Genomic DNA, 12,742 nt, shown 5'->3' with positions numbered 1-12,742 from the left:
GGGAGTCGATCGTCTCGGGGAGCGGCATGGGGGTGATGGTCCACTGGGTCATGCCCCGAGCGTGGCAGGCTGGTACCAGCGGGGCAACGGAATATCGTCCCGGCCCGTTCTCAACCAGGAGGTTCACCATGTCCGTCATCGCTGTCACCGGTGGGAGCGGGAAGCTCGGCCGCGCCGTCGTCCGAGACCTGATCGAGCACGGCTACGACGTCGTGCTCCTCGACCAGGTGGCGCCGGCCACCCATCGCGAGCTCTACACCCGGGTCGACCTGACCGACTACGGCCAGGTTCTGGGCGCGCTCTCCGGGATCGACGACCGTACGAGCGGCCCGGTCGACGCCGTCGTGCACCTGGGTGCGATCCCGGCACCGGGCCTGGCACCGAACGCTGCGACGTTCACGAACAACATCACGAGCACGTACAACGTCTTCGAGGCCGCGCGCACGGCCGGGATCACCACGATCGTGTGGGCGTCGAGCGAGACCGTGCTGGGACTGCCCTTCCAGACGCCGCCGCCCTACGTCCCCGTCGACGAGGAGTACCACCCGCGCCCGGAGTCCTCCTACTCCCTCGCCAAGACGCTCGAGGAGGAGATGGCCCGACAGTTCGCCCGCTGGAACCCCGCGCTCAAGGCGATCGGCCTGCGCTTCTCCAACGTCATGGAACAGGGCGACTACGCGGCCTTCCCGTCCTTCGAGACGGACCCGGCCGCGCGTCGGTGGAACCTCTGGGGCTACATCGACGCGCGCGACGGCGCCCAGGCCGTCCGCAGGGCCTTGGAGGTCGAGCTCACCGGAGTTGAGGTGTTCATCGTCGCGAACGCGGACACCGTCATGACGACGCCGAACGCCGAGCTTCTTGCCAACCAGTTCCCCGGGGTCCCGCTCGCCCGGGAGGTCGGTGAGCACGAGACGCTGCTGAGCATCGACAAGGCGCGACGCCTGCTCGGCTTCGAGCCGCAGCACAGCTGGCGCCAGCCGCTCGAGGCGTAGCGCCGACGCGGCCGGCGGGTGCAGGTATCGCTGGCGGAGCGCCGACTGAGCCGGCCGGACACCGGATCGGCCGTCGCAACGCAGGCTCAGCCGACCGGGCGCATCATCGGCGGGTTGAGGGCGACGCTGCCCGCGCCCGCCAGTGTGCCGGGCGCGCCGGGCGCGCCAGCTTCGGATCGCGCCCGCCGGAACAGTGCGGCCGGGCGTCCTCGGCCGCCTTCGCTCATCCCGCCGGTGGCCTCGATGAACCCCGGGGTCCCGGCGACCTTGCGATGGAAGTTGCGCGGGTCCAGCCGCACGCCCCACACCGCTTCGTAGACCTGGCGGAGCTCGCCGACCGTGAACTCGGGTGGGCAGAATGCCGTAGCGAGCTGGGTGTACTCGAGCTTCGAGCGGGCCCGCTCGACGCCGTCGGCCAGGATCTGGGCATGGTCGAAGGCGAGCCTGCCCGTCCCTCCCAGCCCGCCCAGCAGCTCGTCGACCGGGACCCACTGCGCGGTCGAGGCGTCCGACCCAGCCCTGGGGACCGGGAGGTCGGGCTCGAGGGCGAGGTAGGCGACCGACACGACCCGCCCGCGGGGGTCACGCCCCGGCGCGCCGTAGGTCGCGAGCTGTTCGAGGTGGCCGGCGCTGCGCACCACCCCGCTCTCCTCGCGGAGCTCGCGGACGGCCGCTCCGACCAGGTCCTCGGTGGGCAGGACAAAGCCGCCGGGCAGGGCGAAGGCTCCGTGGAAAGGCGCCAGGCCGCGGGTGATGAGCAGCGCGTGCAGGCGGTCGGCGCGGACCGTGAGCACAACGAGGTCCACGGTCACGGCGAACTCTGTGCGCAGGGGCTCCGAGGAGGGAACCGAGGAGGGCGTCGACATGCCCCCATCATATGCGTCACATTGACGAGAACCGCCGCCCGGGTTTATCGTCTAAGTGACGAGAAACTTCGTCACCCGTACCGACGAGGAGCACACCATGGCTGACATCAAGCGCTACCCAGGCATCCGCCACTTCCGTGGATCCCCCACCCGGCACGTCATCCACCTCTCGCACGGCACGGTGCGCAACGCCGGGACGGGCCTGTCGTTCTGGTACCGCCCGCTCACCTCGGTGCTCAGCGAGCTGCCGATCGACGACCGCGAGATCCAGCTGATGTTCCGGGCCCGCACGAGCGACTTCCAGGACGTGGCCGTCCAGGCGACGCTCACCTTCCGCTTCGCCGACCCGGAGATGGCCAGCACCCGCCTCGACTTCTCGGTCGACCCCGACACGGGAGCGGCCACGACGGCGGGGCTGGACCAGGTGACCCAGATCCTCACCGAGCTGGCCCAGGGGCACGCGGTTGACGTCCTCGCCGGTGCGCCCCTGGCCGCTGCGCTCACCGAGGGGCTCCGTGCCACGCGCCAGGCGATCACGGTCGGCCTGGCCGGGGAGGAGCGGCTGACCACGACCGGGCTGCAGGTGCTCGGCGTGCGGGTGCTCTCGATCCGCCCCGAGGCGGACGTCGAGCGGGCCCTGCGGACCCCCGCCCGCGAGGCCATCCAGCTGGAGGCGGACCGGGCGACCTACGACCGCCGGGCCACGGCCGTCGACATGGAGCGAGCCATCGCGGAGAACGAGCTCGGCAACAAGATCGAGCTCGCCACCCGCGAGCAGCAGCTTGTGGTCCAGGAGGGCGCCAACGCCCGGCGCGTGGCCCAGGAGCAGGCGGCCGCCGAGGCGATCCGGGCGACGGCCGCGGCCGAGCGCACGCAGGTCACGACCGTGGCCGACGCCGCGCGGATCCGCGACATCGGAGCGGCCGAGGGAGAACGGGAGCGGGCGGCCATGGCCGCCTTCGACGGCGTCGACCGGACGGTCCTGATGGCGCTCGCGTTGCGGGACCTGGCTCAGAACCTGCCGGCCATCGGCCAGCTGACCGTCACCCCCGACCTGCTCACCGGGATGCTGGGACGGCTGTTCGGCGGAGCCGCCGCGGCCGGCGAGGAGGGAGACCGGTGACCCTCCAGCCGCGGGCCGTGATCGTGCGGCGCCGCACCGAGCTCGACGAGCTGGTCGAGCGGCACGGGACTCGCGGGCAGGTCGAGTTCTTCCTGCGGACCCGCGGCCGCACCCTCGCCGAGGTCCAGGACCGGCACGATCTCGTCGCCGAGGCCCTCGCGCGGGCCTCGGCGGCGGTGCCGCTCGAGTGGCGCCGGGCCGCGGTCGACCGCGAGGACCTCGACCGGTTCCTCGTCGACCCGCTCGACGTCGTGGTCGTCGTCGGCCAGGACGGCCTGGTGGCCAACGTCGCGAAATACCTCGACGGCCAGCCCGTCATCGGGGTCAACCCGGACCCGCGCGCGAACGCCGGGGTGCTCGTGCGGCACGCCCCTGCCGACGTCGCCGGGCTCCTCGTCCCCGCCGCGACAGGGCAGGCCCGCACGCTCGAGCTGACGATGGCCGCCGCGGACCTCGACGACGGCCAGCACCTCGACGCGCTCAACGAGATCTTCGTCGGGCACCCCACCCATCAGTCCGCCCGCTACCGCGTGCGGGCAGGTGCGACCGATGCCCCGTGGGAGCGGCAGTCGTCGTCGGGCCTGGTCGTGGCGACCGGGACCGGCGTGACCGGGTGGTGCGCCTCGATCGTCCGAGAGCGCGGGCACAACCCGGGCGCCCTCCCCGCGCCCGACGACGCGGCGCTGGCCTGGTTCGTCCGCGAGGCCTGGCCGTCGGTCGCCACGGGCACCTCGCAGACCGAGGGGCTGCTCGCGGGCGAGGCGCTGCGGATCGTAGTCGAGTCGGAGTCGCTCGTCGTCTTCGGGGACGGGATGGAGAACGACCGGCTCACCGCGGCCTGGGGACAGGAGATCCGGGTGAGCCGGTCGTCGAAGACCGTGCGGCTTGTTGTCGGGGCTGCGGTCAGACCTTGACGACGAACGCGGCGTCGAGCAGGACCTCATCGCGTGAGGACGGCCCCACCCGGAGCTGGAACTCTCCGGGCTCGACCACGCGGCGACCCTCGGCGTCGACCAGCGTGCAGTCCGCGACCGGAAGGGTGAGGTCGACGGTCAGGCTCTCGCCCGGTGCCAGGTCGACCTGGCGGTAGGTCTTGAGCTCCTTCTCCGCCCACGTCACCGAGGAGACGGTGTCGCGGAGGTAGACCTGGACCGTCTCGCGGACCGGGCGGGTGCCCGTGTTGGCCACTGTGACCTGGGCGCGGACGTCCTCGCCGAGGGTCACCGACGGGGTGAGGACCGTGAGGTCGGAGTACTCGACCGTGGTGTAGCTCAGGCCCTCGCCGAAGGCGAAGGGCACACGCTGGGTGAGGTCGGCGTAGCGGGTGCCGTGCTGCCCGGGGAGCTGGTTGTAGTAGACCGGCAGCTGACCTGCATGCTCGGCGAAGGAGATCGGCAGGCGCCCGGAGGGCTCGATCAGCCCGAGCGCAAGCTCGGCGATCGCGCGGCCGCCGGCCATGCCGGGGTTGGCCGCCCAGATGATCGCGGCGGCGCTGCGTGCGGACTTCGGCAGGACGAGCGGCTTGGAGGCGATGACCACGACGACCATCGGCGTGCCCGTCTCGGCGAGCGCGTCGAGCAGGGCGATCTGCGCGCCGAAGAGCTCGAGGGTCGCGGTCGAGAGGGTCTCGCCGACGAGCTCGATCTGGTCGCCGACCACGGCGACGACGTAGTCGGCCGCCCGCGCGTTCGCGACGGCCTCGGCGATCATTGCCGCATCCGGCTCGCTGGCGTAGGCGAAGAGCGGGCGCGGCTGGCCGTCGGGCATGAACTCGCCCTCCGGGTCGATACCCGTCGTGAGGATGTCCGCGCCGCGGGCGTGCGTGATGGTCCAGTCGGCCGGTGCGTGCTCGCGGAAGCCGTCCAGGACAGTCCGGGTCATCTCGCGCGGGTGGCCCTCGGGGAGCCAGTCCGCCTGGCCGGAGGCGCCGGCCCAGTCGCCGAGCTGGGAGTGCTGGTCGTCGGCGTTGGGGCCGACGATGGCGACGGTGCGCGGCGCGGCCGAACTCGTGGCGCGGCCGTTCGGACCGGAAGCGAGGCCACCGGCGAGGGGCAGCGTGCCGTCGTTGGTCAGCAGGACGAGCGAGCGGCGGGCGACCTCAAGGTTGAGGTCGAGGTGCTCGGCGCAGCCGATGACCGCGCGCTGGAGCTCGGGGTCGGGCTGGCGGGGGTTCTCGAAGAGGCCCAGGTCGAACTTCAGGGTGAGGATCCGGGCGACGGCCGCGTCGATGAGCACCTCGTCGAGCATGCCGCGGGCGACCGCGTCCTGGGCGCCCTCGAAGAAGCCGGGGGTGGTCATGACGACGTCGTTGCCGGCACGCACCGCGGCGGCCGCGGCGTGGGTGTAGTCGGGCTGGATGTGCTGCTCCCAGACCATGCGCCCGACGTTGTCCCAGTCGGTGACGAGGGTGCCGGTGTAGCCCCACTCCCCGCGCAGGACGTCGCTCAGCAGCCAGTCGTTGATGGTGACAGGCACGCCGTCCATCGACTGGTAGCCGAGCATGAAGGTGCGGCAGCCCTCCCGGGCCACGCGCTCGAAGGGCGGAAGGAACCACGAGCGCAGCTTGCGCCGGGAGATGTCCGCCTCGCTCGCGTCACGTCCGCCCTGGGTCTCGGAGTACCCCGCGAAGTGCTTGGCCGTGGCCAGGATCGCAGTCGGGTCGTCGAGGCCGTCGCCCTGGTAACCGCGGACCATCGCGGAGGCCATCTCGCCGATGAGGAAGGGGTCCTCGCCGAAGGTCTCCGATACGCGGCCCCAGCGGAGGTCGCGGGCGATGCACAGGACGGGAGAGAAGGTCCAGTGGATGCCGGTCGCGGCGACCTCGACCGCGGTGGCGCGGGCGGTCTTCTCCACGAGCGGCGCATCCCAGGTCGCGGCCATGCCGAGCTGGGTCGGGTAGATCGTGGCGCCCTTCCAGAAAGAGTGGCCATGAATGCAGTCCTCAGCGATGAGCAGCGGGATCTGCAGACGCGTGGTCGCAGTGAGTTCGTGGGCCTCCAGGACGCGCTCGGGGGAGGTGTGCAGGATCGAGCCGGCGTGCATGTCGGTGACGAGCGGGCCGACGCCGTCTTTGGCATTGAGCTGGAGCATCTGCCCGACCTTCTCGGCCAGGGTCATCCGACCGACCAGGTCGGCGACACGCTCGGCGGTGGTCAGGGTGGCGTCGCGGTATGCGGGGAGGGAGCTCATCTGAGCGTCCTTTCGAGGCTGGCGGGCGCGGATCGGATCGATTCGAGCGCGGCGTGCTGCGGTGCACGTCCAAGAAACCATACACCGCTAGGTTTTCACATGGAAGCGATCCCACCGAGAGCTTTTCAAGCCGTGCCTCACGGCGCAGCACGGGGCAGGAGGCGATCGGGTCCGGGCCTGCCCGCTCACTCCAGCCGGGTGAGTCCGAGGACGCCGTAGATCAAGGTGGCCAGCGGCCCGTCCAGGCTGGCCTCGTCGTCGACCATCCACTGCAGCTGGGCGCCGTCGGCCGCGGCGATGATCAGGCGCGCGAGGGCGTCGGGGTCGAGGTGTGCCGGGATCTGCCCGGCGTCCTGGAGGTCGCGCATCGCTCCTTGGATCCTCAGGCGCATGGACGTGTAGTGGCGCGCGAGCACTTCGTGCGCCGGGTGGGTGTGGTCGCGGGCCGCCGCAGTAAGGGAGACGAAGAGCTCGACCAGCCCGGGCTGGTCGATGTTGGCACGGATGCCGTCGGCGAGCGCGAACGGTTCGACGCTCGCCGTGCCGGCCGGGCGCGGGATCTGGTCGCGGCGGGCGATCACCTGGGCGAGCAGATCCTCGCGGGAGTCGAAGTAGTGCAGCACCCCGGCCACGCTGAGGTCGCAGCGCGCCGCGACGGTGCGCAGGCTCGTGCCTCGATAGCCCTCGTCCGCGAACACCTCGAGCGCGGTGTCGAGAATCTGCTCGCGCTTGAGCACGCCCTTGGGATACCTGCCGTCAGTGGCCATCGGGCGATCCTACGGTGACCGCCTCGCCGACGGGCGCGCTACCGCGTATCGCGGTACCGCCACGTCCTGACTCAGGCGGGGGCGGCGGCGTGTCCGGCTGCCAGGTCCGCGAACAGGTCGACAGTGTTCCCGTCCGGGTCGAGGACAGTCGCGTAGCGCTGACCCCAGAATGCGTCCCACGGCGCGCGGTGTCCCTCGAAACCGGCGGCGACGAGCGACGCGAATGTCGCGTCCACGTCGGCGGGGAGTCGCACAGGAAGGCCGGTGGCATCCGGTGCCCGCCCGACGGTGGGGTCCAGGCGGGTTCGAAGGACAGCACCACGTCGGTCGTGTCCCAGGCCAGGCGCAGCCCGCCGGGCAGCACGTGCTCGACGTGCGGCTCGGCGTCGGCGGAGGTGGGGATATCCAGCCCCAGGCGGCGGTAGAAGTCCAGCGTGCGGGCCATGTCGGTGACGACGAAGCCGATGAGGTCGAGTCGAGGTGTCATGCCTGCCACGGTGGGCCACCGCCCGCAGCGTGTCTTGAACAGAACGGACACGTCCGGGAAGGCGTGTGGGTGAGGGAGAATCTCCCCATGGGTTGGAACACGTCTGCACTCTTCGTCCGCGACCGCACCCCCGAGAGCCTGCTCTCCCTGCTCGGCGGTACGCCGATCGAGGCAGCGGGCGAGGTGAGCGCGGAAGAGGCGACATCCAGCTTCCCCGCCGACCGCGTGTACCTGCAGAGCGACGGCTCCTGGACGCAGCTGTGGGACCCCTCCGCACGCGTCGTCCTCGACCCCGACGCGCTCATGACGATCGAGGCGACCGAGGTGCTGCTAGGGACGGTCGCACTCGTCGTGCTGGTCTTCTCCACGTCTGACACCTACGGCTTCTGGTACTACGAGGACGGTGCCCTGACCCGCGCCGTCGTGTTCTCCGAGGGAGAGCGCGTCGAGGAGGTGGGCGAGCAGCTCCCCGCCGAGCTCGCGGTCGCCGTCGGCCCCGACGGGGTGGACGAGGACTACATCTTCTCCGTGGCCCACACTCTGACCGGGCAGACCCTCGACCTGGACGCCCCGTTCGCGGCGTACGTCGTCACGGACTAGTGTTCCGCCGCATCCACTAGACTTTTCTCACCATGGATGACCCTCCCTCGCATAGACCATCGCCCCTTCGTGACGAATCGACCGGCCACAACCCGCGTCAGGACTCGCCAGGGGGCATCCGATGAACGAATGGGCCCTGGTCGGAATCGGCCTCCTGCTCACAGTCGGCACCGGGCTGTTCGTCGCCTCCGAGTTCGCGCTGGTCAACCTGGACCGCAAGGACCTCGAGGCCCGCGAACGCCGTGGCGAGAAGCGCCTCGGACCGACCATCAAGGCGTTGAAGATCACCTCGACGCACCTCTCGAGCGCCCAGCTCGGCATCACGCTGACCACGCTGCTCACCGGTTACACCTTCGAACCGGCCATCACCTCCCTGCTGACCGAGCCGCTGACCAGCCTCGGCCTGCCCGCGGGCTCCGTGCGCGCCGTCGGCGGGATCCTCGGGATCGCCCTCGCGACCCTCTTCTCGATGGTCATCGGCGAGCTCGTCCCCAAGAACTTCGCCCTCGCCCTGCCGGTCGCCACCGCCAAGGTGGTCATCCCCTTCCAGGCCGCGTTCACGACGGTCTTCAAGCCGTTGATCCTCGCCTTCAACAACACCGCGAACGCCATCATCCGCTCGATGGGCGTCGAACCCAAGGAGGAGCTCTCCGGCGCGCGCTCGGCCGAAGAGCTCAGCTCCCTGGTGCGTCGCTCGGCGCTGCAGGGAATGCTCGACCAGGACCACGCGACCCTGCTCGGCAAGGCCCTGGAGTTCTCCGGGCACACCGCCGCAGAGGTCATGACCCCGCGGGTCCGCATGGACACCGTGACCGAGCTGGACACCGCGGCCGACGTGCTCGCCCTCGCCCAGCGCACCGGCCACTCCCGCTTCGTGGTGACCGGTGACGACATCGACCACATCGTCGGCGTCGTGCACGTCAAGCACGCCTTCGCGGTCGCCGTCGACGCCCAGGCGACGACTCCCGTCACCTCGCTCATGGTCGAGCCTCTGCTCATCCCGGTGTCCATGCGCATCGACGCGCTGCTCGGTCTGCTGCGCCGCAGCGGCTTCCAGATCGCGGTCGCGACCGACGAATACGGCGGGACGGCCGGTCTGGTCACCCTCGAGGACCTCGTCGAGGAGCTGATCGGTGAGCTCGAGGACGAGCACGACCACACACCCTCCGGCGTCCGCCGCGAAGGGACGACAGTCATCTTCGATGCGGGCCTGCGCCCGGACGAGCTCGCCGACCGCGCCCAGATCGTCGTCCCGGACACCGGCGACTACGAGACGGTCGCCGGCTTCGTCACGGCCGAGCTCGGCCGCCTGCCCGAGGTCGGCGACGAGGTCACCCTCGAGACCGGCGTGCTCCGTGTGAGCGCCGTCGACGGACGCCGCGTCGAGGAGATCACCTACATCCCGCACACCCCAGCCCCCGCCGCCGACGACACCCACGACGAGGACACCCTCCGATGAGCGCGTACCTACCAGGCCTCGTCTGGCTCGTCGTCCTGCTCGCCGTCAACGCCTTCTTCGTCGGCGCCGAGTTCGCGGTCATCTCCGCTCGCCGCTCCCAGATCGAACCGAAGGCCGAGGCCGGCAGCAAGGCCGCCAAGACGACGCTGTGGGCCATGGAGCACGCCACGCTCATGCTGGCCACGAGCCAGCTGGGCATCACCGTGTGCTCGCTCCTCATCCTCAGCGTCGCCGAGCCGTCCATCCACCACCTGCTGGAGATCCCGCTCGGGGCAACCAGCCTGTCCGACGGCGCAATCACGGGAATTGCCTTCGCCCTCACTCTCGCGCTGGTCACCTTCTTGCACGTGGTCTTCGGCGAGATGGTCCCGAAGAACCTCTCGTTCTCGGTCCCGGACCGCGCCGCGCTGCTGCTCGCCCCGCCGCTCGTGCTGGTGGGCCGGGTGCTCAGGCCGGTCATCGTCACCCTCAACTGGCTCGCGAACCTCGTGCTGCGGGCGTTCGGCGTCGAGCCGAAGGACGAGGCGACGAGCACCTACACCCTCGAGGAGGTTGCCACGATCGTGGAGCAGTCCACCTACGAGGGCATGCTCGCCGACGCCTCGGGCACGTTGACCAAGGCCTTCGAGTTCACCACCAAGACGGTCGCGGACGTCCAGGTCCCCCTGGCCGGCCTCATCCAGCTCCCGGCGTCCTCCACACCGGGCGATCTGCAGCGCGCGGTCGCCGAGCACGGGTTCTCGCGGTATCCGCTCGCGGACGTGAGCGGCGCACCGTCGGGCTATGTCCACCTCAAGGACGTGCTCGACCTCACCGGCCCGGCGGACGTCGCACGGCCCATCCCAGCCGACCGGGCGCGTCCGCTCGGCGCGGTGCCGGCTGCGGCCGAGCTCGAGGACGCTCTGGCGGCGATGCGGCGCACCGGCTCGCACATGGCCGCCGCAGTCGACGAGGCCGGGACGACCGTGGGTGTCCTCTTCCTCGAGGACATCATCGAAGAGCTCGTGGGAGAGGTCGACGACGCGACGAGCCGGTGACGTAGTGTTCCGGTCGTGACCCTCGCCACCACCCTCCTCCTGGCACACATCGTCGTCGGCTTCGTGGCGACCGTGCTCATCTCGGCAAACCGGCGGCCCTCGGCGGCGATCGCCTGGGTGCTGGCGATCATCTTCATCCCCTTCCTCGGGGCGGCGTTCTTCCTGCTCGTCGGGGTGGGACGGCTGCCCCGGCGGCGCCGGGAGAAGCAGCGCGAGGTCACCGAGGAGATCCTGACCCGCACCGACGGCCTCGCCCAGGTGAGCCACCGCGAGGAGTGGCCCGGCTGGTTGCCGTCCGCGGTCGCCCTCAACAGCAACCTGGGCGCGCTGCCCATGGTCGGCGGCAACACCGTTGACCTCATCGACGACTACACCGGGTCTTTCGACCAGATGATCGCCGACATCGATGCGGCGAGAGACCACGTGCACGTCGAGTTCTACATCCTCGTGCTCGACCCTGCGACGGCGCCGTTCTTCGACGCGCTGGCCCGCGCGGTGGCACGTGGGGTCACGGTCCGGGTGCTCTCCGACCACCTCTCTGGCTTGATGTTCCCGCGGCGGAAGCAGACGATCGAGGCGCTGCGCGCGATGGGTGCGCAGTGGCACGCGATGCTGCCGCTGCGACCGCTCAAGGGCCAGTGGCAGCGTCCGGATCTGCGCAACCACCGCAAGCTCGTGGTGGTCGACGGCCGGGTGGGCTTCACCGGCTCGCAGAACCTCATCGACTCGAGCTACCTCAAGAAGAAGAACGTGGCCCGCGGCCTGCACTGGCACGAGCTCATGGTGCGGATCACCGGTCCCGCCGTGCGCGAGCTCGACGCGGTGTTCATCACCGACTGGTTCTCCGAGACCGACCAGATGCTGCCCCTGGACACCACGCCGGTCGTGCTCGAACCGGGCGCGGACCGTCTCGACGCCCAGGTCCTGCCGAGCGGCCCGAGCTTCGACAACGACAACAACCTCAAGCTCTACGCACTGGCGATCCACAACGCCGAGCGCCGGGTGTCGATCACGAGCCCGTACTTCGTCCCCGACGAGTCGATCCTGCTGGCGATCGTCACCGCGGCCTCCCGCGGCCTGGACGTCGAGCTCTTCGTCTCCGCGGTCGGCGACCAGGTGCTCGTCTATCACGCGCAGCGCTCCTACTACGAGGCGCTGCTGCGCGCCGGCGTCTCCATCTACCTCTACCGCAGCCCCACCGTGCTGCACTCCAAGCACTTCACGATCGACGACGACACGGCCGTCATCGGCTCGTCCAACATGGACATCCGGTCCTTCAGCCTCAACATGGAGGTCTCGGTCATGGTCCACGGCCGGGAGTTCGTCGACCGCATGCGCACGGTCGAGGACGACTACCGGGCCAACAGCGACAAGCTCGAGCTGGCCGCCTGGTTGGACCGCCCGGTGGCCCAGAAGGTTCTGGACAACCTGGCCCGGCTCACGTCGTCGTTCCAGTAGTTGCTGCCAGAGCGGCGCCGACCTGTCCTGCGAGGGTGACCGCGACCAAGCGCTGGTCGAGGTCAGGTCTGGCGATGCGGGTGGAAGCTGTGAGAAGGAAGCGGCCGTGGACGCTTCCGCCGTTCTCGATCAGGAGCTCGATCCTGTCGTCGGTCGGCAGCCCGTCCCGGTCCACGTTGATGACGTGGTCCTGGCGGCTCACGGAGCCGTCGTTGTTCAGCCGGGGGTGACGGGCGCCCGTGCCGGAGTCGAAGCGGCAGTCGTCGATGTCGAGGATGGTGACGATCTGACGCTCGACGTGCTCGATGAGCGCCGACGGCGTCGCGCTGCCGGTCGCGACGGTGTTGGCTGCTTCGACGATGCCCGCTAGGTAGCCGTCACGCCGACTCGATCCGGCCTGCTGGCGACGCCCCCACAGGGCGATCTCCGTGACGGCCACGCCCACCAGCAACAGCAGGACCGTGGTCTCGATGTCCGTCCGGTCGGTGATCGCGAACCGGTGATAAGGCGGGGAGAGGAAGAAGTCGAACCACATGCCGCACGACAACGCCGCGATGATCCCGGCCGCACGGTACCCGGTAGCCGCGACGGCGACGACCACAAGGACCAGGACGAGCGCGGCATTCGTGTTCACCACGCTGTCGCGGAAGAAGTACAGCACCGCGCACACGACGAACGGCACCACCAGCGCAACAGCCAGCACGAACGTCGATCCGTTCCGCGAAGTCCTCATCTCTCCATGAACGTCCCGACGGGCGCGAATG

Annotated in this window: 12 protein-coding genes; 7 read left to right on the top strand and 5 right to left on the bottom strand. The window is 70.4% G+C overall.

The window, feature by feature from the left end:
* The first annotated feature begins 128 nt into the window (after window positions 1-128).
* Entirely contained in the window at window positions 129-992 is an 864-nt protein-coding gene (locus BLQ50_RS00310; RefSeq protein ID WP_093180347.1) for an NAD-dependent epimerase/dehydratase family protein, read from the top strand.
* A gap of 86 nt (window positions 993-1,078) precedes the next feature.
* Here the strand turns inward: BLQ50_RS00310 and BLQ50_RS00305 are convergent, their stop codons facing one another.
* Complete coding sequence (locus BLQ50_RS00305; RefSeq protein ID WP_093180346.1) at window positions 1,079-1,858, bottom strand: NUDIX hydrolase; 780 nt, start codon at window positions 1,856-1,858, stop codon at window positions 1,079-1,081.
* Between the two features lie 97 nt (window positions 1,859-1,955).
* Here BLQ50_RS00305 and BLQ50_RS00300 point away from each other — a divergent pair, with 97 nt between their 5' ends.
* Window positions 1,956-2,981, top strand: a complete 1,026-nt coding sequence (locus tag BLQ50_RS00300) for an SPFH domain-containing protein (protein WP_093181561.1) — start codon at window positions 1,956-1,958, stop codon at window positions 2,979-2,981.
* Complete coding sequence (locus BLQ50_RS00295; RefSeq protein WP_093180344.1) at window positions 2,978-3,895, top strand: diacylglycerol kinase catalytic domain-containing protein; 918 nt, start codon at window positions 2,978-2,980, stop codon at window positions 3,893-3,895. The genes BLQ50_RS00300 and BLQ50_RS00295 overlap by 4 nt, the downstream gene beginning before the upstream one ends.
* On the opposite strand, the gene BLQ50_RS00290 is transcribed toward BLQ50_RS00295, so the two are convergent.
* From BLQ50_RS00290 to BLQ50_RS00280, 3 genes are all read right to left on the bottom strand, one after another.
* A complete protein-coding gene (locus tag BLQ50_RS00290) occupies window positions 3,885-6,170 on the bottom strand; it encodes an exo-beta-d-1,3/1,6-glucosidase (protein WP_093180343.1) in 2,286 nt (761 codons plus the stop codon). The two genes, BLQ50_RS00295 and BLQ50_RS00290, sit on opposite strands and share 11 nt — an antisense overlap.
* Before the next feature lie 185 nt (window positions 6,171-6,355).
* The gene (locus tag BLQ50_RS00285; protein ID WP_093180341.1) at window positions 6,356-6,937 is read right to left on the bottom strand and encodes a TetR/AcrR family transcriptional regulator; all 582 of its coding nucleotides are present in this window, start codon (window positions 6,935-6,937) and stop codon (window positions 6,356-6,358) included.
* A 71-nt stretch (window positions 6,938-7,008) separates the two neighbouring features.
* On the bottom strand, window positions 7,009-7,629 hold the full coding sequence (locus BLQ50_RS00280) for a VOC family protein (RefSeq protein WP_245700802.1): 621 nt from the start codon (window positions 7,627-7,629) through the stop codon (window positions 7,009-7,011).
* Between BLQ50_RS00280 and BLQ50_RS00275 the strand changes: the two genes are divergently transcribed.
* The 4 genes from BLQ50_RS00275 to cls all read left to right on the top strand — a co-directional run bounded on the left by BLQ50_RS00275 (window position 7,512) and on the right by cls (window position 11,978).
* Window positions 7,512-8,024 (top strand): hypothetical protein, encoded by a 513-nt coding sequence (locus BLQ50_RS00275; RefSeq protein ID WP_093180340.1) that lies wholly within the window; start codon window positions 7,512-7,514, stop codon window positions 8,022-8,024. The two genes, BLQ50_RS00280 and BLQ50_RS00275, sit on opposite strands and share 118 nt — an antisense overlap.
* A gap of 121 nt (window positions 8,025-8,145) precedes the next feature.
* Window positions 8,146-9,483, top strand: a complete 1,338-nt coding sequence (locus BLQ50_RS00270; RefSeq protein ID WP_093180338.1) for a hemolysin family protein — start codon at window positions 8,146-8,148, stop codon at window positions 9,481-9,483.
* A complete protein-coding gene (locus BLQ50_RS00265) occupies window positions 9,480-10,520 on the top strand; it encodes a hemolysin family protein (RefSeq protein ID WP_093180337.1) in 1,041 nt (346 codons plus the stop codon). Before BLQ50_RS00270 ends, BLQ50_RS00265 begins: the two co-directional genes overlap by 4 nt.
* A 15-nt stretch (window positions 10,521-10,535) precedes the next feature.
* Window positions 10,536-11,978 carry a cardiolipin synthase gene (cls, locus tag BLQ50_RS00260; RefSeq protein ID WP_093180335.1) on the top strand — a complete coding sequence of 481 codons (1,443 nt, stop codon included), beginning with the start codon at window positions 10,536-10,538 and terminating at the stop codon, window positions 11,976-11,978.
* Here cls and BLQ50_RS00255 read toward each other — a convergent pair.
* Window positions 11,959-12,711, bottom strand: coding sequence for a DUF4118 domain-containing protein (locus BLQ50_RS00255; RefSeq protein WP_093180333.1), 753 nt, complete (start codon window positions 12,709-12,711; stop codon window positions 11,959-11,961). The two genes, cls and BLQ50_RS00255, sit on opposite strands and share 20 nt — an antisense overlap.
* Window positions 12,712-12,742: the final 31 nt, after the last annotated feature.

Source organism: Sanguibacter gelidistatuariae, assembly GCF_900096585.1.
In the GTDB taxonomy this organism is placed as follows: domain Bacteria; phylum Actinomycetota; class Actinomycetes; order Actinomycetales; family Cellulomonadaceae; genus Sanguibacter; species Sanguibacter gelidistatuariae.
Note: the sequence above shows the minus strand (reverse complement) of the source record. Positions and strands in the feature narration are given on the sequence as shown.

Excerpts from the sequence above, each read along its gene's own strand:
- BLQ50_RS00270 (WP_093180338.1), top strand. The coding sequence starts at position 8,146 with ATGAACGAATGGGCCCTGGTCGGAATCGGCCTCCTGCTCACAGTCGGC.
- BLQ50_RS00310 (WP_093180347.1), top strand. The coding sequence starts at position 129 with ATGTCCGTCATCGCTGTCACCGGTGGGAGCGGGAAGCTCGGCCGCGCC.
- BLQ50_RS00285 (WP_093180341.1), bottom strand. The coding sequence starts at position 6,937 with ATGGCCACTGACGGCAGGTATCCCAAGGGCGTGCTCAAGCGCGAGCAG.
- BLQ50_RS00255 (WP_093180333.1), bottom strand. The coding sequence starts at position 12,711 with ATGAGGACTTCGCGGAACGGATCGACGTTCGTGCTGGCTGTTGCGCTG.
- BLQ50_RS00265 (WP_093180337.1), top strand. The coding sequence starts at position 9,480 with ATGAGCGCGTACCTACCAGGCCTCGTCTGGCTCGTCGTCCTGCTCGCC.
- BLQ50_RS00280 (WP_245700802.1), bottom strand. The coding sequence starts at position 7,629 with ATGTCGCCTCTTCCGCGCTCACCTCGCCCGCTGCCTCGATCGGCGTAC.
- BLQ50_RS00300 (WP_093181561.1), top strand. The coding sequence starts at position 1,956 with ATGGCTGACATCAAGCGCTACCCAGGCATCCGCCACTTCCGTGGATCC.
- BLQ50_RS00290 (WP_093180343.1), bottom strand. The coding sequence starts at position 6,170 with ATGAGCTCCCTCCCCGCATACCGCGACGCCACCCTGACCACCGCCGAG.
- BLQ50_RS00275 (WP_093180340.1), top strand. The coding sequence starts at position 7,512 with ATGGGTTGGAACACGTCTGCACTCTTCGTCCGCGACCGCACCCCCGAG.
- BLQ50_RS00305 (WP_093180346.1), bottom strand. The coding sequence starts at position 1,858 with ATGTCGACGCCCTCCTCGGTTCCCTCCTCGGAGCCCCTGCGCACAGAG.